The following is a 21,590-nucleotide window of genomic DNA, read 5'->3' on the forward strand; positions in this document are numbered from 1 at the left end:
CTTATTTCTATAATCATTAAATAAAAAATACCTTCTGGCATTCACAAAATACTAAAAATGCAATTAACCCCCGTTAGAAATGGAAATAACATACTTTTTTTTATTGAAACTCTTTACCACTTTTTAATTTTGAGATTGCCACAAAAAGTAAAAAAACTTTTTTCGAAATAACAAACTAAAAAAAAGATAGAGCGGAAAGCCAGACCACGCTTTTTTCGCGTGGAAACACCAAAAAAAAATTACTTTTTCTTTTTACGCTTTTTCTTTTTGCGCATTTTAGCAAACATCTTCTTGTAAACTTCTACATTGACTTCTGCTTTTCTTTGGGCAATAATTTTAACAAAATCAAAAACTAGCTTTGAGTCTTGTGGTTTCAAATTATCGTTTTGAAATGCGCGTTGCAAAATATCTTCTATCAAAAAATCTTCGTTTTCTGACTCTGGATGATATTCTGTTTTTAACGAAAGGCTAAAAATATTTGCGGTTGTGTTGTACCAAAAAGCTTTCCAACCACTTCTTAAACTCTTAATGTTTTGAAATGCTGTTTTTCCTGTTTGACGATGAATCAATTTGATTAAAACTCTACCTTCTGTGGTAGTCATTTTTTTTATTTGATCTGTAAACTCGCCTTCTATATACTTTTGTACGCGTTTGGTGTATTTTCTTTTTTTTCTTTTAGATTTGATTCTTTCTAGTCTAGCATTTAAAGAGTCTAATCTCTGAGATGCCAGTTGTGCATAAGGATACGCCTTAAATACTTTTCTGCGAAACCATAAATAATAACGAATATCATTTCTTGATTTAAACTTATGCTTTGGCAATAACGAAAACTCATTAAGTTTTACAGTTAAGGTGTCTCCTGGTTTTACAAAAATATATTCATCTATATTAATAGGTAAGGAATCTTTTTCTTTTATCTGAGCATAAAAGATATATGAATTTAGGATTAAATATATGTAGAGTAGTTTTTTCATATTTAATTTTGATATATAGAAACATAACTTACAAAGTTCTATACAAACAATAGACCAAATTGGTTTTAAGAAATTTTATCTATAAAATCTTGCTCAGAAATAATTTCTATTCCTAAATTTTGTGCTTTTGTTAATTTTGATGGTCCCATATTATCTCCTGCAACTATAAAACTTGTTTTTTTAGAAATTGAAGAACTTACTTTTCCTCCATTATCTTCAATTGCTTTTTTGAGTTCATTTCTACTCATTTGATGAAAAACTCCAGAGACCACAAATATTTGCCCTTGCAATTTATTGGTTTGATTTTCTAAACTTTCTGCCGAAACTTCTAATTGAACTCCTACTTGTTTTAAACGATTTATGAGTTGAATGTTTCCTAAATCGGAAGAAAAATCGATAATGCTTTGTGCAATTCTATCACCAATTTCATCTACAGAAATCAACGTTTCAAAATCGGCAGACATTAAATTATCTATCGATTTAAAATGTTTTGCTAATTTTTTAGCAACGGTTTCACCTACAAAACGAATTCCGAGTGCAAATAATACTTTCTCAAACGGAATTTCTTTTGATTTCTGTATGCCATCAATCATATTTTGTGCAGATTTTTCTGCCATTCTTTCTAACGGAATTACTTGCTCAACTTTTAAATCATACAAATCTGCATAGTTTTGAATCAATCCTTCCTTTCGAAGTAAATCTACAGTTTCTCCTCCTAAACCATCAATATCCATAGCTTTCCTAGAAATAAAATGCTGAATTCTTCCTGTTATTTGTGGTGCACAACCAAATTCATTTGGGCAATAATGTTTTGCGTCACCTTCAGTTCTTATAAGTTCTGTATTACATTCAGGGCAATTGGTTGCGTATTTTGTTGGTTCAGAATCTTTTGGTCTTTTTGTAAAATCTACCGCAATAATTTTAGGAATAATTTCTCCTCCTTTTTCAACAAAAACAGTGTCTTTTTCTCTAATGTCTAGTTTTTCAATTTGATCTGCATTGTGTAACGAAGCACGTTTTACTGTAGTTCCTGCCAATTGGACAGGTTCTAAATTGGCAACAGGAGTTATGGCTCCAGTTCGACCAACTTGATAGGTAATTTCATTTAAAACTGTTGAAACTTGCTCAGCTTTAAATTTATAAGCAATTGCCCAACGCGGCGCTTTTGACGTATATCCTAACTCTTCTTGTTGCTGTAAATTATTTACTTTTATTACAACTCCATCTGTTTCATACGGTAAATCGTGACGTTTAGAGTCCCAATGATTTACAAATTCAAAAACCTCATCAATTGTTTTTGCTAATACTATTGTCTTCGGAACTTTAAACCCTACTTTTCTTGCGTTTTCTAGACTCTCGAAATGCGTTTTATATTTTCTTTCAGAAGTAACCACTTGATATAACAAACAATCTAACGGACGTTTTGCAACTTCTGTACTGTCTTGTAACTTTAAACTTCCGCTTGCGGTATTTCTTGGGTTTTTATATTCTTCTTCGCCATTTTCAACACGATCTTGATTCATTTTATTAAAACCATCTAACGGTAAAATAATTTCTCCGCGCATTTCAAAATCGCGGACGAAGTCTAGTTTTATGCTTAAAGGAATTGATTTTATAGTTCTAATATTTGTAGTTACTTCATCTCCTTGAAAACCGTCTCCACGAGTTACAGCTTTTACAAACTGACCGTTTTCATAGGTTAAGTTGATTGATGCTCCATCATATTTTAATTCACAGGTGTATTCAATTTCAGTTGTTCCTAACATTTTTTGAATGCGTTTTTCCCAATCTAATAAATCTTCTTTAGAATAGGAATTATCTAAAGAATACATTCGATTTTTATGCGTAACCGTTTCAAAATTTTTGGTTATTTCTCCACCAACTCTTTGTGTTGGCGAATTGGCATCAAAAAACTGCGGATTTTCTGCTTCTAGCTTTTCTAATTCTTTGAGTTTGATATCAAAATCATAATCGGAAATAGTAGCATTGTCTAACACATAATAATTATGATTGTGTTGGCGTAATTCTTCTCGAAGCGATTGTATCTGATCTTCTACTGTCATTTTATTTTCTAACTTTTCCTGTTAAAAAACTTGGTCCTTTTGGCAAAGGGTTTCCTGCCGAACGACGAAAAGAAACTAGCTGACCACAATGCCAAATTGCGTCTGCTATTGGACCGTTTATTTGATTCCAAAAGGGATATTTATTTACGCTTCCGTCTCTTCGTTTTATTCTCATTGTCATTTTAGAAATATCTTTAGATGCTTTTAAAATATCGCTAGCTTTTTTAAAATTTTCTAATGTTAACTTTCTCATTTCTTTAAAAGTTAAAGAATCTTCTGTTGGAAATTCCATTTCTGTTCCTTCAACAACACTTAGTGTCATTATAGACAATATTAAAATATGATCTACAGTTTCAAAAGTTGTTCTTGCTTCTTTACTGGGTTTAAATTCTAAATCTTTTTCTGTTAAACCTTCTGTTGCCCAATAATATCGAAAACCTAATCCATCTATCATTCTACTTGCAACGGTACCTGCAGTATATTCTTTTGGAGTTTCAGTGATTTCGTAAAAAGGAAGTTTTTCTTGAGATGCCATAAAACAAGTATAAAATGTAACTAAAAAAAGGAGTTGCTTTTTCATTGTAAATAGAATTATGTGTTTTATCAAAAATAAGACAATAAATGCATATCTCATAGATAAGATTTTATTTTTAAAAAAGAGAATTTTAAACTCTGTAACATAAGTTACATATAGCCTATATATGATTTTTATCATACCATAACTTTTGAATTCACAGTAAATTTGATGCATAAATTATTAATTATGAAAAGCTTAGTTATTTTAGGAGCAGGAACAGCAGGAACAATGATGGCAAATCATTTAGTAAAAAAGCTTCAGAAAAAAGAATGGAAAATTCATATTATAGATCAATATAAAACACATTATTATCAACCTGGTTTTTTGTTTTTGCCTTTTGACACTTATACAGAAGAACAAGTAAAAAAAGTAGGTAAAAAATTCTTACCAAAAGGAGTAAATTATATTCAGCAAAAAATTGAAAAAATTGATACTGAAAATGAATTGATTGAACTTGAAAAAGGCACTTTACCTTACGATTTATTAATTGTGGCAACAGGTTCTAAAATTGCACCCAATGAAGTAGAAGGTATGTTGAGTGAAGAATGGCATAAATCTATTTTCGATTTTTATACTTACGAAGGCGCGCTTGCTTTAAGAAATAAATTACGAGAATTTAAAGGTGGTAAATTAGTAGTTCATATTACTGAAATGCCAATTAAATGCCCAGTTGCACCTCTAGAATTTGCTTTTTTAGCAGACTCCTATTTTCATAAAAAAGGAATTAGAAACAAAGTAGAAATTACATATGTAACACCATTGTCTGGAGCGTTTACAAAAGAGTTTTGCTCTAAATCTCTTGGCTATTTATTAGAAGAAAAGAACATAAAAATAGTTACCGATTTTGCCATAGAAAAAGTAGATTTTAAAAACAACAAAATTATAGATTACATAGACACTGAAGTTGCTTATGATTTACTTGTAACTGTACCTACAAATATGGGCGATGAAGTAATTGAGCGTTCTGGTTTGGGCGATGATTTAAATTTTATACCAACGCATCCTAAAACCTTACAATCTTTAGAACATAAAAATATTTTTGTTATTGGTGATGCAACAAATGTTCCTGCCTCAAAAGCGGGTTCTGTGGCACACTTTCAGGCAGAAACTTTAACAGACAATATTCTATTATATATTAATGATAAACCCCTAAAAGAAGAATTTGACGGTCACGCAAACTGCTTTATAGAAACAGGTAACAACAAAGCATTACTTATAGACTTTAATTACGAACAAGAACCAGTTACAGGAACTTTTCCGTTTGCAGGAATTGGTCCTTTAAAACTATTAAAAGAAAGTGTTTTTAATCACTGGGGAAAATTAGCCTTTAGATGGATTTATTGGAATATGTTACTCAAAGGAATCTCAATTCCATTTGTATCTAGAAATATGAGTCTTAGCGGAAAAAATATTAATAATAAAACTAAATAAAAATGATTAAAACAATAAAACAAGTAGAAATAAATGTTAATGACGAAGGTTATTTAACAGACTTCTCTCAATGGACAAAAGAAATTGGAGAAGAAATTGCTAAAGAGCACGAAATAGAAATGACAGACAAGCATTGGGAAGTTGTTTCTTGGATTCAAGAACAAGTGTTAGCAAACAAAGCTTTGTCTATAAGAGGAATTAAAAAAAGTGGCGTTATAGACATTAAACAATTTTACAGTTTATTTCCAGGAGGACCATTAAAAGTTTCTACCAAAATTGCTGGGGTACCAAAACCAAAAAGCTGTATTTAACTTAAAATCTTAGAAATTATGGGAAAAACAAAAGTAAAAAAGATGCTTTTTATTTTATCGAAAGCAACAATAGAAAACGTTTATGCCGCATTTATTATGGCTAATGGCGCAAGAATGGAAGGAATAGAATCTGAAATTTTCTTTACTTTCTTTGGATTAGAAGCAATTCAGAAAAAAAAGTTAGAGCATTTAAGAGTGGCAACAGTGGGTAACCCTGCAATGCACATACCAACTATGTTAGGTGGTTTACCAGGAATGGAAGCTTTGGCTACCAAAATGATGAAAAAAGAAATGGAAAAACTAGATATGCCACCCGTTGGCGAGTTCTTAGAAATTCTTTCGGATTCTGGCTGTAGACTTTGGGCTTGTAAATTAGCCGTAGAAATGTTCCATCTTAAAAAAGAAGATTTAATTGACGAAATAGAAGACATTATTACTGTGGGAGATTTTTATGAAAGAGCAAATGAAGAAAATACACAAATATTATTTATTTAAACAAAGTTTGATTTTTAAAACTAAAGCTAGCAAACAAGTTTAGCCCAGATTGAAGCATTTGTTTGAGCTCGTTGAGGAACGAAACAGCGAGTGCGAAAAGCTGGAAATAGCTTCAAAAAATAAAAACCCGAATCAAAAAGAAATGATTCGGGTTTCTTTGCTTAAAGATAAGCTGAGGAAATAATATTGAAGATCCTAATATTAAATTAGGATGAGTTCAATTACAAAGTTTCACTAATAATAGGTAAATCTTCTAACCTTAGCAATGTGTTTTGCCAAACGTATTACTTGATGAGAATATCCATATTCATTATCGTACCAAACATAAATTACAATAGTTTCTTTATCTGTTATGGTTGCTTTGCTATCAAAAATTGATGGTGCAGTTGTACCCACAATATCAGAAGATACCAACTCATTGTCTAAAGAGTATTTTATTTGCTCTACTAAATCGCCTTCTAAAGCATATTTTTTTATGATGGCATTAACTCTTTCAGTAGATACTTTCGTTCTTAATTGTAAACTTAAAATTGCTAAAGAACCATTTGGTACAGGCACTCTAATTGCATTTGAAGTTAATCTTCCTTCTAAAGCTGGCAATGCTTTTGCTACGGCTTTTCCTGCTCCTGTTTCTGTAATTACCATATTTAATGCAGCAGCTCTACCTCTTCTGTATTTGCTGTGCATATTGTCTACCAAATTTTGGTCGTTTGTATAGGCGTGTATGGTTTCTAAGTGTCCTTTATGAATTCCGAAATTATCTTCTAAAACTTTTAAAACGGGTGTAATTGCATTGGTTGTACAAGAAGCTGCAGAAAAGATATCTACCTTATCAGGACTGTATTGTTTATGATTTACGCCATGTACAATATTTGGGACTCCTTTTCCTGGTGCCGTTAATAAAACTTTACTAGCTCCTTTTGCTTTTAAATGTCTACTTAATGCTGCTTCATCTCTAAAAGCCCCTGTGTTATCAATAATTAAAGCACCATTTATACCGTATTTTGTATAATCTATATCTTCTGGTTGATTTGCAGAAATCATATAAACCGTTGTTCCGTTAATGATTAAAGCATTGTGTTCTGCATCTACTTGAACTGTTCCTAAAAAATCTCCATGCACAGAATCTATACTTAATAAAGAGGCTCTTTTTTCTAAAACAGTTTCATTAATTTCTCCGCGAGTTACAACTGCTCTTAAACGTAATTGAGAACCTTTACCCATTTTAGACATTAGCTCTCTTGCTAGCAAACGCCCTATTCTACCAAAACCATATAAAACCACATCTTTTGGTTGAATATCTTCTGATTCTGTTGCGCCCTTTAATTTGTTTTTTACAAAGGCAACTTTATCTGCACATTTTTTTTGATTTAAATGACATTCATACGCTAACTTACCAATGTCTAATTTTGATGATGGTAAATTAATTTGCTGAATAGCTTTTGCTATTTCTAAAGCATCTTGTATAGAAATTGGTTTACTTACAAACTCTTTTGCATAGTTTATTAGATTTAAAACTTCACTTGCTCTTTTGTCTACCAAAGGATTTCTAAACAGTACTAACTCTATAGATTTATCATACCATAAATCGTTTACAATATTAATAAACTCTACAGTAGCTCTTCTGTTTTGAGCTTGCGAAAAAACTTCTTCTTCGTAATTTAAGATTGTTGACATAGTTGTGTAACTAAATTTAAAATTTTGCAGCAAAAGTATTTCTTTTTTTAAAAATACGAAATCGATTTCGTGAAATTTTCGTAAATAAAAAAATCCTGATAAAATATCAGGATTTAGCAAATTATATTTTCTATAAAATTATCTAAAAGCGTAACGTTCTCTTTCTCCGTCTAAATTAATAACTTCTATATAAATAGGATTTCCTTTTCCGTAAGTAGCATCAATAGCTTTTGCAGCATCGCCTGCATTTAAAATAGGTTTCTTATTAATTTTAGTAATAATATAACCTTCTTTTACGCCGTAATAAATAAGGTTTTTATTTCCATTTCTACTAATTTTTGCTCCACCTGTAAGTTTATATTTCTTTAATTCTTTTTTTGTTAAATCTTTTAAAATGATGTTTAAACTTCTAGACACATAAGAATCTTTTTTACTCAGTTTCACATTTTTAGTAATAAACTCACCATCTCTATCTATAGTAATTGCTACAAAATCTCCAGGTCTTTTTGCTGTTAACTGTCCTCTTAATTCAGAAAACTTAGAAATTTTTACGTTATTTACTTTCTTAATTACGTCTCCTGATTTTAATCCGGCTTTTAAAGCTCCACCATTTTCTGTAACTGAGGCAATTTTTACTCCTTCAATATTCCCTTCTTTTTGATTGATATTAATTCCTAAAATAGCTTCTTGTACAGCACCAAACTCTAACAAATCATCTACAATTTTTTTAGCAATGTTTGATGGAACTGCAAATGAATACCCAATAAAGGAACCTGTTTTAGAAGAAATTGCTGTATTTATACCCACTAATTCTCCGCGAGTATTTACAAGAGCTCCTCCACTATTTCCAGGATTTACGGCTGCATCTGTTTGAATAAAAGAATCGATTGCAGAATTTCCTTCTAAATCTCTTCCTTTTGCACTGACAATTCCTGCAGTAACTGTAGAGGTTAAGTTATAAGGATTACCCACTGCTAAAACCCACTCTCCTATTTTAATCGTATCTGAATTTGCAAACGCAATGTAAGGCAAATCTAAATCTGCATCAATTTTTAATAAAGCGATATCATTTTCTTTGTCAGAACCAATTAATTCTGCTTTATATTTTTGTCTATTATTTAAGGTGATTTCTATTTCTGTTGCATTCGCAATTACGTGATTATTAGTTACAATATAACCATCTTGCGAAATAATTACACCACTTCCTGTACCTACTTGTTGGTATTTTCTTTTTCCATTTCCGTTTCCAAAGAAAATATCTAAAGGATTTGTCTGCGTTCTAATTGCCGTATTTTTTACGTGTACAACCGCGTGTATAGATTTTTCTGCAGCAAAAGTAAAATCTATTGAATTTACAGCATCAACATTACTATTATATGCTGGGTTGTAATTTGCTTGAACCGTTTTTATAGGTTTAGGCACTGTTTTTTCTACAATAATTTGTTCATTAAATAGCATTTTATAACCTCCTAAGGTTAAGGTTCCTCCTAAAATTGCCATTCCTAAGAATCCAAAAAATTTCTTCATAATCTTAATTTTTAATAGTTCAAATATACAATTTTAACATTTTTAAAAAATCTGTTTAACTTGTTTTTAACGCTCTTTAACCGCTTTTTAACAGTTCTTAATTCTTCATTAAATACCTATATTTGTTGCAATGAATTTAGAATTTTATAAATATCAAGGAACTGGAAACGATTTTGTGATGATAGATAACAGAACAAAAACCTTTCCAAAAAAAAATACTGACATTATTTCACAGCTTTGTGACAGACATTTTGGTATTGGCGCAGATGGTATTATTTTAATTGAAAATGACGCTTCTTTCGATTTTAAAATGATTTATTTTAACGCAGATGGCAGTCAAACTTTCTGCGGAAATGGAGGTAGGTGTGCAGTTGCTTTTGCAAAACAATTAGAAATTATTGATAATGAAACTCATTTTATTGCAGTAGATGGAGAACATTTTGCTGAAATAGAAAATGGAATAGTTTCTTTAAAAATGATAGATGTTGATGAAATAATTGTACAAGAAAATTCAGTTTTTGCATTTACAGGAACGCAACATCACGTTCAGTTGGTTGATAATTTAGAAAATTATCCTGTTTTTGATGAAGGAAAAAAAATAAGGAATTCTTATAAAAACCCTGGAAGTAATGTAAATTTTGTGCAACAAATTGATGCATCAACTTTTAGGGTAAGAACTTATGAAAAAGGTGTAGAAGATGAAACTTTAGCTTGTGGCACCGGAGTTACAGCAGTCGCCATTGCAATGCACAAAACAAAAAAAACAGAAAACAATTTAATTTCATTACCTGTAGAAGGTGGTCATTTAGAAGTTTCTTTTACAGAAAAAAACGGAATTTATACTAATGTATTTTTAAAAGGTTCAGCTAAATTTGTTTTTAAAGGAAACTTTATCATTTGATGAAAATATTAAAAGGAAATAAAATTAATTTAAGAGCTTTAGAACCAGAAGATTTAGATTTTCTTTATCAAATAGAAAACAACGAATCTTTTTGGGAAGTAAGTCATACACAAACTCCTTTTTCTAAATTTATTTTAAAACAATATTTAGAAAATGCGCATCTAGATATTTTTGAAGCCAAACAACTACGCTTGTTAATTGAAGAAAAATCTTCAAGAAAACAATTAGGAATGATTGATTTGTTTGATTTTAATCCGCAACATAAAAGAGCTGGAATTGGTATTTTAATTCATCCTGATTATCAACAAAATGGTTTTGCTTCTGAAGCGCTCTTTTTATTAATCAATTATGCTTTTTCTCATTTAAATCTGCATCAATTGTATGCGAATATTACATCAGAAAATAGTAAAAGTATAGCTCTTTTTAGCAAACATTGTTTTGAAAAAGTTGGAGTTAAAAAAGATTGGATTTTATCCGAAGGAAAATTTAAAGACGAAATTTTGTATCAATTGATAAAAGAGTAATTTTGTAGTTCTTTAAAAACAGAAAATACATTGAGTAAAAAATTTATATTAGCAGTTGTAGCTACAATTGTTCTAGGTTGTGGAATTATTGGCTACAATTATTATCAAAAAATATTTGGAAAAACTATTACTAAAAACACCGAACTTTATGTAAGGTCTTCTGATAGTTTAATAGATATTAAAGAAAAATTAACTGGTTTTTCTAAAAACCCAAACAGTTTTCTTCTGGTTGCTGCCAAGAAAAATTTTAAGACACCAAAAGCTGGTAGATATATTTTAAAAGAAGGAATGTCTAATAACGATTTGGTTAATTTACTAAGAAGTGGCAACCAAACACCAATAAAACTTTCTTTTAACAACCAAGATACTTTAGAAAAATTAGCTGGTAGAATTGCACAACAATTAGAAACAGATTCAATTTCTCTTTTAAACTCTTTTAAAGACAAAGATTTTTTATCAAAAAATAACTTGACAGAAAAATCTATTCTACAAATTTTTATTCCAAATAGTTATCAATTTTATTGGAATACTTCAGCAGAAAAATTTAGAGCTAAAATGCTGAAAGAATACCATCGCTTTTGGAATAAAAGTAGGTTAGAAAAAGCAGAAAAATTAAATTTATCAAAAAAAGAAGTCATCACTTTAGCATCAATTGTACAAAAAGAAACAGCACAAAAAGTAGAGAGACCAATTGTTGCTGGACTGTATTTAAATCGTCTTAAAAAAGGATGGCCATTACAAGCAGATCCAACAATTATATATTGTATCAAAGAAAAAAAAGGACAAGATTATGTGGTAAAAAGAGTGTTAACTGCAGATTTGGAAATCAACTCGCCTTATAACACTTATAAAAAAAGAGGATTACCTCCTTCTTTAATTGCAATGCCAGATATTTCTGCTATAGATGCTGTTTTAAATCCTGCAAAACATAATTACTTTTATATGTGTGCAAGTATTGATAAAATGGGTTATCATAAGTTTGCTAAAACATTATCGCAACATAATAGAAATGCAGCTCAATATCAACGTTGGCTTAATAAACAACGAATTAATAGATAGTGATAAAGAAATTTTTACCAATATTATTTTTCTTTTTTAGTTTGACTTTTTTTGGTCAAGAAAATTCTTTTTATAAAAAATCTGACACCCTAAATAAAAAAAGAAGAAATGCGGTTATTATTACCAAAAGTGCTTTAGCTGGTGGTGCTTTGCTTGCTTTAAATCAGCTTTGGTATAAAGATTACCCACGTTCTAGTTTTCATTTTAAAAATGATAACAACGATTGGAAACAAATGGATAAAATTGGTCATTTTATGACCTCTTATTATGTTGGTAAAGTGGGAATGGAAGTTTTAGATTGGGCAGGGGTTTCTAAGAAAAATCAACTTATTTATGGTGCCACTTACGGTTTTACTTTTTTAACTGCTGTAGAAATTTTAGATGGTTTTTCTAAAGAATGGGGCGCTTCTCTTGGCGATATTTTTGCGAATGCAGCTGGTGCTGGCTTACTTATTGGTCAAGAATTATTATGGAATGAACAAAGAATTACGGTAAAATATTCTTTTCATCAAACTAAATTTGCAAAACAAAGACCCAATACTTTAGGAGAAAGCTTTGCACAACAAGCATTAAAAGATTATAACGGACAAACCTATTGGCTTTCCGCAAATATTTGGTCTTTCAATAAAAAAAGTAAATTTCCTAAGTGGTTGAATCTTGCTTTTGGTTATGGAGCTGATGGAATGCTATTTGGAAATGAAAATTCGCAGAATTTAGCACTTCATAGTCCTTATAGACAATTCTATTTGAGTTTCGATATCGATTTAGTAAAGATTCCTACAAAATCAAAATTCTTAAAAACGGTCTTTTCTGTTATCAACTTCATAAAAATTCCTGCTCCTACATTAGAAATTAATACTAAAGGTAATGTAAAATTTCATTATTTGTATTTCTGATAAAATTTAACATATTGATAATCAGTGGATTTAAATTTTGATTGTAACTTTGCAGTGCAAAACAGAAAGATTTAAAATATCAAAAAGTTTTTAATTTTAGTAGTCTTGTTTTTAGGATTTATCAACGCAACTACCCTTGATAAGGAAGCAAACGCTTTAGAATCAAATTCACTTCCTAAACATATTGATTATAATATTCCTTACTTACAAAAAGATTTTGTTGGTTTTAAAGAAGCTTTGGCTTTTAAAGAATCTCAAGGAAAATATACGGTTGTAAACACTTTAGGATATTTAGGAAAATATCAATTTGGAAGAACAACATTGCATAGGTTTAGAATTTACAACACTACAACTTTTTTAAACAATCCAGAATTACAAGAAAAAGCTTTTATAGCTTTATGTAAAGTTAATAAATGGATTTTAAGAAAAGACATTAAACGTTCTGTTGGTAAAACTATAAACGGAATTAAAATTACGGAATCAGGAATTTTAGCAGCAGCTCATTTAAGTGGTGCTGGTAATGTAAAAAAGTTTTTGCGCAGTAATGGAACTCAATGTTTTTCTGATGCTTATGGAGCAACCATTCAATCTTACCTTAAAAAATTTGGTGGTTATAATGTTTCTAATATTATAGCTGATAAAAAAGCAAAAGTTTAATTACTTCTGAATAATAAAAATAGCTGGTTTTTTATGTAAATCTGGCTGTTGATGTTTCCAATCTTTTACCAGCATTGTTTTAATATATTCTGTTGACAAAGTAATATCTGCAGCAATACATAAATTTGTAGTTGGTGTTAAAGTTGCTTTTAAATCTGCAAACATTTTTTCATTTCTATACGGAGTTTCTATAAAAATTTGTGATTGTTTTTTATCTTTTGATAAACGCTCTAAATCTTTAATTGCTTTTTTTCTATCGCTTTTATCAATAGGTAAATAGCCATTAAAAGCAAAATTTTGACCATTCATACCAGAACTCATCATTGCCATTAATATAGAACTTGGACCAACCAAAGGAACCACTTGAATATTATTTTGATGTGCTAATTTAACAATACTTGCACCAGGATCTGCCACTGCTGGCACACCCGCTTCAGACAACAAACCAACATTAATTCCTTCTTTACAAACCTCTAAATACTTAGTAGTTTCTAACTCTTGAGCATATTTATCTAACAACATTAATTGCAAAGAGGGTTGCGATTTTTTAGGTGAAATTTTCTTGATAAACCTTCTTGCTGATTTTTCATTCTCAACTATATAATAATCAATTTGCTCTACTACTTTTTTTACTGATAATGGCATTACCTCTAAAGGTTCTGTTTCTCCTAAAGTTGTTGGAATTAAATAAAGTTTACCTAGCATAATTTATATTTTTTTAACGATGATATCGCAAGCTTCATCTAACATTTTATAAACATTTTCAAAACCTTGATTTCCTCCATAATATGGATCTGGAACACTTAAATTTTTATTAGGATGTGTTTCATTTAAAATCATTTTTACTTTTTGTTCATCATCCTTATTTCTAGCTAACGAAATAATGTTATTATAATTGCTTTCATCCATTGCGTAAATAACATCAAACTTATTAAAATCATTTACAGAAAACTTTCTTGCCCTTTGGTTTCTGATATTTAACCCATATTTAGCGGCAATATTAATAGAACGTTCATCTGGCAAATTACCAATATGATAGGCTGCTGTTCCTGCAGAATCTACAAAAACTTTTTCTGCATTCACTTTAGATTGTAAAATTCCTTCTGCTAATGGTGATCTACAAATATTACCTAAGCAAACCATTAAAACTTTTTTCATTCAAAAAATAATTTTATTTAAAAATAAGAAAGATTATCTCGCTTAGAAATATTTTAAGCGAAAATAATAATGATACAAAAATCTTTGGATTTTAATTTAACTAAAAAGTCAACTTTTTAGTTAAGTCGTCTACATATTTTCTAAACTGTTTATCTGTTTCCGATAAGTTATCTACAGTTTTGCAAGCGTGTAACACAGTTGCATGGTCTCTCTGTCCTATTTGATTTCCTATACTTGCCAAAGAAGTTTTGGTTAATCGCTTCGCAAAAAACATTGCTAACTGACGTGCTTGCACAATATGGCGTTTACGAGTTTTAGACTGCAATGTAGCCACATCCATATCAAAATACTTAGAAACTTCTTTCTGAATATAATCTATAGAAACTTCTTTTTTCGTATTTTTTACAAATTTATCTACAATTTGTCTTGCTAATTCTAAAGAAAACTCTCTTCTGTTAAAAGAAGCTTGTGCAATCATAGAAATAATTACACCTTCTAATTCTCTAACGTTAGATTTTATATTTTTAGCAATGTATTCTACAATATCTTCTGGCATTTCTACCCCATCTCTGTACAATTTATTTTGTAAGATAGAAATTCTAGTTTCGTAGTCTGGTGCTTGTAACTCTGCCGATAATCCCCATTTAAAACGCGATAATAATCGTTGTTCTATATCTTGCATATCTACAGGCGCTTTATCTGAAGTTAAAATTACCTGTTTTCCATTTTGGTGTAAATGGTTGAATATATGGAAGAAAACATCTTGTGTACCAGCTTTACCTGATAAAAATTGAACATCATCAATAATTAACACATCAATCATTTGGTAGAAATGAATAAAATCGTTTCTGGTATTCGATTTTACAGAATCTATAAACTGTTGTGTAAATTTTTCTGAAGAAATATATAAAACGGTTTTATCTGGATATTTATCTTTAATATCTACACCAATTGCATGTGCTAAGTGTGTTTTTCCTAAACCAACTCCACCATAAATTAAAAGTGGATTAAAAGAAGTTCCTCCTGGTTTATTGGCAACTGCCATACCTGCAGAACGTGCTAATCTATTAGAATCTCCTTCTACAAAATTTGCAAAACTATAATTTGGATTTAATTGAGATTCGATTTTTACTTTTTGCAATCCTGGAATTACAAACGGGTTTCTTAATTCTCTTTTATTAGATTCTAAAGAAACCGTAACTTTTTGAGGCTTTAACGGATCTCTATTAGAACTAGGAATTTTAACAATTTGAGGTCTGTTACTGCTATAATTATTTTCCATTTTTACATCGTAAATCAATTTGGCATCATTTCCTAATTGTCTTACCAATGCAACACGTAATAATTTAATATAATGTTCTTCTAACCATTCATAAAAAAATTTACTAGGCACTTGTATTGTTAATGCTTCTCCTGAAAGTTTCACTGGCTTTATTGGTTCGAACCAAGTTTTATAAGCTTGTGGCTTAATGTTATCCTTAATGAAGGTCAAACATTCATTCCAAACTGAGTCAGCAGTTACAGTCATTTAATTTAAGTAAATTTTTTTAAGTTAATAATTTAGGTTAAAAACGAACTTTTTTTCCCTTTATCTTAAGCACTACAAAAGTGTGAATAAAATTCAGTATAAAAAAATGAATTTGCTATTGATTATTAATTATTTTTTCCGTAAAATACCCAAAACAAAATTGTTTATTACTATTGAAAAAATCATCAACAAAAACTAGAATTCGATATTCAGAAACCGATCAAATGGGTGTTGTTTATCACGGAAACTACGCTCAATTTTTCGAATTAGGGAGAACTGAATGGCTCCGTTCTTTAGGGGTTACCTACAAAGATATGGAAATCAACGGAATAATGCTACCTGTAATTTCGTTAAAATGTAATTTTATAAAATCTGCTTTGTATGATGATGTGTTAACTATAAACACAATTCTCGTAAAAAAGCCAATGGTAAAGATTGAGTTTGATTACAAAATTGTAAATCAAAATAATGAATTAATTTGCACTGGAAATACGGTTTTGGCTTTTATGGACAAAAAAACAATGAAACCAACTCGTTGTCCAGATTATTTATTGGAAGGTTTAGGATATTAACCTGTTTTAGTTAAATTAAATTTACTCTAACTTTTTAATATCTACCTTGTATAAATTATCAAAAACATTAAAAATTATATCTGCATCATTTTTACGAACAGAAATTGTGTACTCGCAATTTATTTCTAATTTCTGATGGATAATTTCAATATTTTTTTCTTTGATGATTCTTTGTACAGCATTCATTACATCGTAAGCAAAAGTTAGTTTAAAATAAACATTAATTGTTTTTTCTAAAATTTCTGATGCTTCTAATGCCAATTTTGCAGAAGTTTTATAAGCAGAAATTAAACCACCTATACCTAATTTTGTACCGCCAAAATAACGAACAGAAACTATTAAAATATTGGTAACCTTAAAAGACTGAATTTGCCCGTAAATTGGTAATCCTGCAGAGTTATTGGGCTCTCCATCATCATTTGTTCTAAACTTTATTTTTTCGATTCCTAATTGATATGCATAACAAAAATGACGCGCAGTATGATGTTTCTTTTTTAACAGATCTAAACAAAGTTTTACATCATCTTCAGATAAAACAGGAAAAGCGTATCCAAAAAACTTAGAGCCTTTTTCTTTAAAAAGTGTTTCTTTTGATGGCTTTTCTATGGTTTTATATCCGTCTTCAATCATATTAAGCAATAGTCACTAAAATAATTCCTAAAATTGCTAAAACTACACCAATTTTGTTTTTTGTGCTAAACTGTTCTTTAAATAATAATAAACCTACTAAAGTAGAAACAATTACCACGCCAACATTGTTGATGGTAAAGAGTGTAGAACTTTCAAAACCTTGTGTTTGCAATGCTTTAATTAAGAAAACTATTGAAAAATAATTAGGAACTCCTAAAACAATACCTGCAATTAAATTTTTTACTCCAAAAGGTTCTCTTTTTTTTATGGTTTTTATCGCTAAAATAATCAATCCGAAAAAGGCTGCAAAACCGAATAAGCTTCCAGAAAAAACAGATACTTCTTCAATTGGCACAAAATTAACTTCAACATATTTTAAAGTGGTATCTATGGCTCCTGAACCAAAAAACAATAATATAGGAAACAATAAACCTGCTTTTTTTACATCATTTTTTTCTTCTTTTATTGATGCTAAATAAACTGCTACTAAAGCTATTATAATACCAACTACTTTTAAAAATGTAACAGATTCATTATATAAAAAAACACCAAACAAAATCGGAATTACAACAGACATTTTTCCGGCAACAGAAGTTACTGAAACGCCATTTCTTTGCGCTGTCATTGCCATTACAAAAAAGATTGTTACAAACAAAAAACCTAAAAATGCAGCTCCTAAAAACCAAGGTTGATGATAAATTTCTGAGATAGAAATACTTTTTTCTGTAAAAACAAATCCTAAAATAAAAGCAATAATATAATTAACAACAATTGCTTTTAAAACATCTACTTTATAAATGCCAAAATATTTAAAAATTACAAATAATCCTGTGGCAAATAAGATACTTAAAACTAAATATATCAAAATAAATTTTCTTTTTTTGTGAATAGTTCAACAACATCATCTATACCAGGTTTAAGGTGCCAAGTATGAATTCCTAACAAATTTGCAGCATCTGTATTTTCTTTTGTATCATCAACAAATAAGGTTTCTTCTGCCACTAAATTATTTTCGTTTAACACAAATTCGTAAATATCTGCATTTGGTTTTCTTAAGTGAATTTTATGTGTTAAATAAAATTTTTCAAAACAATTTTTAAACTCGTTATACAATTTTTCTCCCCATTCTTTTTGAACCCAAGAAATATGTAAATCGTTTGTATTGCTTAGTAAAAAGAGTCTATATTTTTTACTTTTTGCCAATTCTTTAAGAAATTTTAATCGGCTTAAAGGAAAATCTAACAAAATTAAATTCCAAGCATAAACCAATTCTTTTTTAGGGATTTTAAACGCATTAAAAAAATAGGTTACAAATTTTTCTGTAGTCATAAATCCCATTTCATATTGCTGTGCAACCTTCATCATTTCATCAGAAATTTCTGAAATTCCGAACTCCTTTAAAGCGTTAAAAGTTGCAGGTTTGTCTAGGTTGATAAAAATATCGCCAAAATCGAAAATGATGTTTTTAATCATTTTTATATATTTTTAAAACATCATTTTTGATGTTTGTTTCTTTATAAATTTTACTATTAAAAATTGGAGATTTCACTCCTTTTTTAAATTCATTATCTCCAATAAAAACACGAGCTTCATCCCAAAGGTTTTCATCGATAAAAGCTTGTAGTGTTTGTGAACCTCCTTCAATAATTACAGATTGAATTTGATGTTTTTGTAAAACTTTGCAAATTTGATTCGCAATATTATTAGAAAAATTAATTTTTTCAAAAACGAGTGCGCTACTGCGTTCAAACTTACATTCACTATCAACTTCATTCTTATTTTTTGTTTCTATTATTTCTTCTCTATTTTCTGTAATTACGATCGTTTTTACAGTTTCATCAAAAATAATTGCGTTTTTAGGAATTCGCAAATTTCTATCCAACACAATTCTTACCGGGTTTTTACCAGACCAACTTCTAACATTTAATTTAGGATTGTCTGCAATTACGGTATTTGTTCCTACCAAAATTGCGTGTTCTTCACTTCTCCATTTATGAACCAATTGTTGTGAATATTGATTGGAAATCCAAACTGGTTTTTGTTGGTTTTTAGCAATTGGAGCTATAAAACCGTTTTTAGTTTCTGCCCATTTTAGAATAATATAAGGTCGTTTTTTATCTTGAACCGTAAAAAAACGTTTGTGATGTGCTCTGCATTCATCCTCTAAAACACCAACAACAACTTCTATTCCGGCATTTTTAAGTCGTTCAATTCCTTTACCCGCAACCAAACTATTTGTATCTACACAACCAATTACTACTTTTTTAAGTTGATGTTTTACAAGTAAATCTGCACAAGGTGGTGTTTTACCAAAATGCGCACAAGGCTCTAGTGTAACATAAATTGTAGCTTCTTTTAAAAGCGTTTTGTCTTTTACAGAATGAATTGCATTTACTTCTGCATGATTAGCTCCATATTCAGAGGTAAAACCTTCTCCAATAATTTTATTTTTATAAACAATAACCGCACCAACAGAAGGATTAGGTCTTGAAGAACCAATTCCGTTTTTGGCTAATTGCAAACAACGTTTTATGTATTTTTGATGGCTAGTATTCATATTGATAAACTGAATCAAGTTCAGTTTAAAGTTTTATTTCTTGAGTTTCATCAACTTTAAAATTCTTTTTAAAGCCAAAGACTTTATACTCTAAATTTCCTAAAAACTGAACTTTAATAGATTTATTTAAAACTGAGTTTATTAAGCCACCTAAAATTCCGTTTTTATTATTTTCGAACACTTTTTTAGCCGGAATTACTACTTTTAAAGGAATGATAAATTCTTTTCTAGCAGGCACTTTAAATTCTTCTGAAGAAACTTGAGCAACTTCTGCTCCGTTAACAATTACTTTAATTTCATCCGTAGAAATTTTACCACCAACATCGTTAGGATTTGTAAAAAAAGCTTCTGCTTTTAAACGAATTGTGTCTGATTTAAAACTCAATAATTTTACATTATCAACTTTTATAAAAACAGGTTCTTTATTAACAGAACAACTTGTTATCAATAAAAACAACAACACAAAATATAAATACTTTTTCATAAGACTTGTTTAAAAAATTAGGTACATTGCTCCTGCAAAAATACGGTATTAAATGAAAAATTAAGATTTTATCATCAGAGAAATTCTACCTAAAGATAATGCACAAAAGGCTGTTGTAATTCGGTCTGTAATTTTAAAAATGGGCGCACCTAAAACGGGTATTGTTTATGAGGATAAAGAAAATTAGTTAGAAGCTAAAAGCTAAATATTGATACAATAAATGACTGTAAAAGAATATAAAGAAGCGTTTTTTAATGCCCTAATTTCAATTTATCCTAAAACAGAAATAGACACTTTCTTTTTTTTGTTGATGGAAGAAAAACTCAATTTACAAAGAGTTGATACTGTTCTAAAACCAGATTTTATTATTACTGATGATAAATTGTTAGAATTAAATAACATTCTAAAAAGGCTTCAAAATGAAGAACCTTTGCAATATATTTTAGGAAAAACTGAATTTTTTGGATTGCCTTTTTGGGTTGATAAAAATACGCTAATTCCCAGACCAGAAACCGAAGAATTGGTGGAATGGATTTTGTTAGAAGTTACAAAGTTACAAAGTTGTAGAGAGACAAAGTTGCAAAGTCGCAAAGTCGCAAAGTTATCAATTCTTGATATTGGAACAGGTACAGGTTGTATTCCTATTTCATTAGCTAAAAACTTAAAAAACGTTCGCATTTCTGCAATTGATATTTCTGCAGATGCTTTAAAAATTGCGCAACAAAACGCAAAACTAAATGATGTTAACGTAAACTTTATAGAAAGAGATATTTTACAAACTGAAACACTACCTCAACAATTTGATGTAATCGTTTCAAACCCTCCTTATGTTAGAGAATTAGAAAAAGTAGAAATTAAAAATAATGTTTTGCAAAATGAACCTTATTTAGCTTTGTTTGTAGATGATGATAACCCATTAAAATTTTATTCTAAAATTGCAGAATTAGCAAAAAAACATTTAACTAAAAATGGGTTATTGTTTTTTGAAATCAATCAATATCTAGGAAAAGAAATGATTGATTTACTCAAAGCTAAGGGTTTTAAAAATATCGAGTTAAAAAAAGATTTATTCGGAAATAATAGAATGATAAAAGCGAGATTGTTTTAATTCTTATTTTCTTTGCAAATGTTCTTCTATATCTGCAATATGATGTTGTAATGCTTTGGCTGAAATCTGTATTTCTTTTATCAACATTGATAAAGAAATAATTAATAAAATTAAAGCTAAACCAAATACCCAAACTGCCATATTATGCAAATCTATATAAATTAAAAACATTGTTAAAACACAAAACAACAAACTAGAAATACCAAAAATCTGCATATATCTAGTTAAATTTAATCGTAATTTTAAGTTCTTTATTTGTCTTAGTAAAGAGTCGTCTTTTTTTTCTAGATAAATATCGTGTAAATTTCTAATTACTGCTGCATACGCCAAAAAACGGTTTGTATATGCTAACATAATTAATGATATTGCAGAAAATAATAATGCAGGAGTTGTAAGTGTGAGTTCTTCCATATAAGCGTCAAAATTAGACAATAATTTTTTAATATTTAGAACATTTTTCA

Annotated in this window: 24 protein-coding genes; 10 read left to right on the forward strand and 14 right to left on the reverse strand. The window is 29.4% G+C overall.

The genetic code is table 11. From position 1 onward, the window contains the following. Positions 1-239 precede the first annotated feature (239 nt). The 3 genes from ACY2RX_RS13675 to ACY2RX_RS13685 form a co-directional block, all read right to left on the reverse strand. Positions 240-974 carry a DUF4294 domain-containing protein gene (locus ACY2RX_RS13675; protein WP_490104542.1) on the reverse strand — a complete coding sequence of 245 codons (735 nt, stop codon included), beginning with the start codon at positions 972-974 and terminating at the stop codon, positions 240-242. A 65-nt stretch (positions 975-1,039) separates the two neighbouring features. After that, a complete protein-coding gene (gene ligA, locus ACY2RX_RS13680) occupies positions 1,040-3,037 on the reverse strand; it encodes an NAD-dependent DNA ligase LigA (protein ID WP_490104543.1) in 1,998 nt (665 codons plus the stop codon). A gap of 1 nt (position 3,038) precedes the next feature. After that, complete coding sequence (locus tag ACY2RX_RS13685; protein ID WP_490104544.1) at positions 3,039-3,617, reverse strand: hypothetical protein; 579 nt, start codon at positions 3,615-3,617, stop codon at positions 3,039-3,041. 183 nt (positions 3,618-3,800) lie between these two features. On the opposite strand from ACY2RX_RS13685, the gene sqr reads away from it, so the two are divergent. Genes sqr through ACY2RX_RS13700 form a run of 3 tightly spaced genes read left to right on the forward strand, consistent with a single transcriptional unit; the run spans position 3,801 to position 5,851 of the window. Then, positions 3,801-5,045 (forward strand): type III sulfide quinone reductase, selenoprotein subtype, encoded by a 1,245-nt coding sequence (gene sqr, locus ACY2RX_RS13690; RefSeq protein ID WP_490104545.1) that lies wholly within the window; start codon positions 3,801-3,803, stop codon positions 5,043-5,045. A gap of 2 nt (positions 5,046-5,047) precedes the next feature. Continuing rightward, entirely contained in the window at positions 5,048-5,356 is a 309-nt protein-coding gene (locus tag ACY2RX_RS13695; RefSeq protein ID WP_490104546.1) for a TusE/DsrC/DsvC family sulfur relay protein, read from the forward strand. An 18-nt stretch (positions 5,357-5,374) separates the two neighbouring features. Next, complete coding sequence (locus tag ACY2RX_RS13700) at positions 5,375-5,851, forward strand: DsrE/DsrF/DrsH-like family protein (protein ID WP_490104547.1); 477 nt, start codon at positions 5,375-5,377, stop codon at positions 5,849-5,851. A gap of 234 nt (positions 5,852-6,085) precedes the next feature. Here ACY2RX_RS13700 and ACY2RX_RS13705 read toward each other — a convergent pair whose 3' ends face one another. Continuing rightward, positions 6,086-7,528, reverse strand: a complete 1,443-nt coding sequence (locus ACY2RX_RS13705) for a glyceraldehyde-3-phosphate dehydrogenase (RefSeq protein WP_490104548.1) — start codon at positions 7,526-7,528, stop codon at positions 6,086-6,088. Between the two features lie 138 nt (positions 7,529-7,666). Beyond that, entirely contained in the window at positions 7,667-9,055 is a 1,389-nt protein-coding gene (locus ACY2RX_RS13710; protein ID WP_490104549.1) for a trypsin-like peptidase domain-containing protein, read from the reverse strand. 130 nt (positions 9,056-9,185) lie between these two features. Here ACY2RX_RS13710 and dapF point away from each other — a divergent pair, with 130 nt between their 5' ends. The 5 genes from dapF to ACY2RX_RS13735 all read left to right on the forward strand — a co-directional run bounded on the left by dapF (position 9,186) and on the right by ACY2RX_RS13735 (position 13,092). Continuing rightward, positions 9,186-9,956, forward strand: a complete 771-nt coding sequence (gene dapF, locus ACY2RX_RS13715; RefSeq protein ID WP_490104550.1) for a diaminopimelate epimerase — start codon at positions 9,186-9,188, stop codon at positions 9,954-9,956. Further along, the gene (locus tag ACY2RX_RS13720; RefSeq protein WP_490104551.1) at positions 9,956-10,480 is read left to right on the forward strand and encodes a GNAT family N-acetyltransferase; all 525 of its coding nucleotides are present in this window, start codon (positions 9,956-9,958) and stop codon (positions 10,478-10,480) included. Before dapF ends, ACY2RX_RS13720 begins: the two co-directional genes overlap by 1 nt. 30 nt (positions 10,481-10,510) lie before the next feature. Continuing rightward, complete coding sequence (gene mltG, locus ACY2RX_RS13725) at positions 10,511-11,539, forward strand: endolytic transglycosylase MltG (protein ID WP_490104552.1); 1,029 nt, start codon at positions 10,511-10,513, stop codon at positions 11,537-11,539. Further along, complete coding sequence (locus ACY2RX_RS13730) at positions 11,536-12,435, forward strand: DUF2279 domain-containing protein (protein ID WP_490104589.1); 900 nt, start codon at positions 11,536-11,538, stop codon at positions 12,433-12,435. The genes mltG and ACY2RX_RS13730 overlap by 4 nt, the downstream gene beginning before the upstream one ends. A gap of 105 nt (positions 12,436-12,540) precedes the next feature. Next, a complete protein-coding gene (locus ACY2RX_RS13735; RefSeq protein WP_490104553.1) occupies positions 12,541-13,092 on the forward strand; it encodes a peptidoglycan-binding protein LysM in 552 nt (183 codons plus the stop codon). Here ACY2RX_RS13735 and ACY2RX_RS13740 read toward each other — a convergent pair whose 3' ends face one another. The 3 genes from ACY2RX_RS13740 to dnaA form a co-directional block, all read right to left on the reverse strand. Further along, entirely contained in the window at positions 13,093-13,797 is a 705-nt protein-coding gene (locus ACY2RX_RS13740; protein WP_490104554.1) for an SAM-dependent methyltransferase, read from the reverse strand. A gap of 3 nt (positions 13,798-13,800) precedes the next feature. Continuing rightward, positions 13,801-14,250, reverse strand: a complete 450-nt coding sequence (locus ACY2RX_RS13745; protein WP_490104555.1) for a low molecular weight protein-tyrosine-phosphatase — start codon at positions 14,248-14,250, stop codon at positions 13,801-13,803. A 100-nt stretch (positions 14,251-14,350) separates the two neighbouring features. Continuing rightward, positions 14,351-15,778 (reverse strand): chromosomal replication initiator protein DnaA, encoded by a 1,428-nt coding sequence (dnaA, locus tag ACY2RX_RS13750; RefSeq protein WP_490104556.1) that lies wholly within the window; start codon positions 15,776-15,778, stop codon positions 14,351-14,353. A gap of 173 nt (positions 15,779-15,951) precedes the next feature. On the opposite strand from dnaA, the gene ACY2RX_RS13755 reads away from it, so the two are divergent. After that, a complete protein-coding gene (locus ACY2RX_RS13755) occupies positions 15,952-16,350 on the forward strand; it encodes an acyl-CoA thioesterase (protein WP_490104557.1) in 399 nt (132 codons plus the stop codon). Positions 16,351-16,371: 21 nt separating this feature from the next. Here ACY2RX_RS13755 and ACY2RX_RS13760 read toward each other — a convergent pair whose 3' ends face one another. Genes ACY2RX_RS13760 through ACY2RX_RS13780 form a run of 5 tightly spaced genes read right to left on the reverse strand, consistent with a single transcriptional unit; the run spans position 16,372 to position 20,021 of the window. After that, positions 16,372-16,980, reverse strand: a complete 609-nt coding sequence (locus tag ACY2RX_RS13760; RefSeq protein WP_490104558.1) for an IMPACT family protein — start codon at positions 16,978-16,980, stop codon at positions 16,372-16,374. Between the two features lies 1 nt (position 16,981). Then, positions 16,982-17,845, reverse strand: coding sequence for an EamA family transporter (locus ACY2RX_RS13765; RefSeq protein ID WP_490104559.1), 864 nt, complete (start codon positions 17,843-17,845; stop codon positions 16,982-16,984). Further along, entirely contained in the window at positions 17,842-18,453 is a 612-nt protein-coding gene (locus ACY2RX_RS13770; protein WP_490104560.1) for an HAD family hydrolase, read from the reverse strand. The genes ACY2RX_RS13765 and ACY2RX_RS13770 overlap by 4 nt, the downstream gene beginning before the upstream one ends. Next, a complete protein-coding gene (ribD, locus tag ACY2RX_RS13775; RefSeq protein WP_490104561.1) occupies positions 18,446-19,537 on the reverse strand; it encodes a bifunctional diaminohydroxyphosphoribosylaminopyrimidine deaminase/5-amino-6-(5-phosphoribosylamino)uracil reductase RibD in 1,092 nt (363 codons plus the stop codon). The genes ACY2RX_RS13770 and ribD overlap by 8 nt, the downstream gene beginning before the upstream one ends. Before the next feature lie 25 nt (positions 19,538-19,562). Continuing rightward, positions 19,563-20,021, reverse strand: coding sequence for an LEA type 2 family protein (locus tag ACY2RX_RS13780; protein ID WP_490104562.1), 459 nt, complete (start codon positions 20,019-20,021; stop codon positions 19,563-19,565). 220 nt (positions 20,022-20,241) lie between these two features. Between ACY2RX_RS13780 and prmC the strand changes: the two genes are divergently transcribed. Beyond that, positions 20,242-21,129: a peptide chain release factor N(5)-glutamine methyltransferase gene (gene prmC / locus ACY2RX_RS13785; protein WP_490104563.1), complete on the forward strand. Its 888-nt coding sequence runs from the start codon at positions 20,242-20,244 to the stop codon at positions 21,127-21,129. 3 nt (positions 21,130-21,132) lie between these two features. Here the strand turns inward: prmC and ACY2RX_RS13790 are convergent, their stop codons facing one another. Then, complete coding sequence (locus ACY2RX_RS13790; RefSeq protein WP_490104590.1) at positions 21,133-21,540, reverse strand: DUF2721 domain-containing protein; 408 nt, start codon at positions 21,538-21,540, stop codon at positions 21,133-21,135. Positions 21,541-21,590 lie beyond the last annotated feature (50 nt).

The organism is Polaribacter sp. 2405UD43-2 (assembly GCF_058147125.1).

Bases quoted from the DNA above. Each gene is read 5' to 3' on its own strand.
- sqr (WP_490104545.1), top strand. From the start codon at position 3,801: ATGAAAAGCTTAGTTATTTTAGGAGCAGGAACAGCAGGAACAATGATG.
- ACY2RX_RS13720 (WP_490104551.1), top strand. From the start codon at position 9,956: ATGAAAATATTAAAAGGAAATAAAATTAATTTAAGAGCTTTAGAACCA.
- ACY2RX_RS13675 (WP_490104542.1), bottom strand. From the start codon at position 974: ATGAAAAAACTACTCTACATATATTTAATCCTAAATTCATATATCTTT.
- ACY2RX_RS13705 (WP_490104548.1), bottom strand. From the start codon at position 7,528: ATGTCAACAATCTTAAATTACGAAGAAGAAGTTTTTTCGCAAGCTCAA.
- ligA (WP_490104543.1), bottom strand. From the start codon at position 3,037: ATGACAGTAGAAGATCAGATACAATCGCTTCGAGAAGAATTACGCCAA.
- ACY2RX_RS13770 (WP_490104560.1), bottom strand. From the start codon at position 18,453: ATGATTAAAAACATCATTTTCGATTTTGGCGATATTTTTATCAACCTA.
- ribD (WP_490104561.1), bottom strand. From the start codon at position 19,537: ATGAATACTAGCCATCAAAAATACATAAAACGTTGTTTGCAATTAGCC.
- ACY2RX_RS13745 (WP_490104555.1), bottom strand. From the start codon at position 14,250: ATGAAAAAAGTTTTAATGGTTTGCTTAGGTAATATTTGTAGATCACCA.
- ACY2RX_RS13740 (WP_490104554.1), bottom strand. From the start codon at position 13,797: ATGCTAGGTAAACTTTATTTAATTCCAACAACTTTAGGAGAAACAGAA.
- dapF (WP_490104550.1), top strand. From the start codon at position 9,186: ATGAATTTAGAATTTTATAAATATCAAGGAACTGGAAACGATTTTGTG.
- ACY2RX_RS13710 (WP_490104549.1), bottom strand. From the start codon at position 9,055: ATGAAGAAATTTTTTGGATTCTTAGGAATGGCAATTTTAGGAGGAACC.
- dnaA (WP_490104556.1), bottom strand. From the start codon at position 15,778: ATGACTGTAACTGCTGACTCAGTTTGGAATGAATGTTTGACCTTCATT.
- ACY2RX_RS13700 (WP_490104547.1), top strand. From the start codon at position 5,375: ATGGGAAAAACAAAAGTAAAAAAGATGCTTTTTATTTTATCGAAAGCA.
- ACY2RX_RS13695 (WP_490104546.1), top strand. From the start codon at position 5,048: ATGATTAAAACAATAAAACAAGTAGAAATAAATGTTAATGACGAAGGT.
- ACY2RX_RS13760 (WP_490104558.1), bottom strand. From the start codon at position 16,980: ATGATTGAAGACGGATATAAAACCATAGAAAAGCCATCAAAAGAAACA.
- ACY2RX_RS13685 (WP_490104544.1), bottom strand. From the start codon at position 3,617: ATGAAAAAGCAACTCCTTTTTTTAGTTACATTTTATACTTGTTTTATG.
- ACY2RX_RS13780 (WP_490104562.1), bottom strand. From the start codon at position 20,021: ATGAAAAAGTATTTATATTTTGTGTTGTTGTTTTTATTGATAACAAGT.
- ACY2RX_RS13790 (WP_490104590.1), bottom strand. From the start codon at position 21,540: ATGGAAGAACTCACACTTACAACTCCTGCATTATTATTTTCTGCAATA.
- prmC (WP_490104563.1), top strand. From the start codon at position 20,242: ATGACTGTAAAAGAATATAAAGAAGCGTTTTTTAATGCCCTAATTTCA.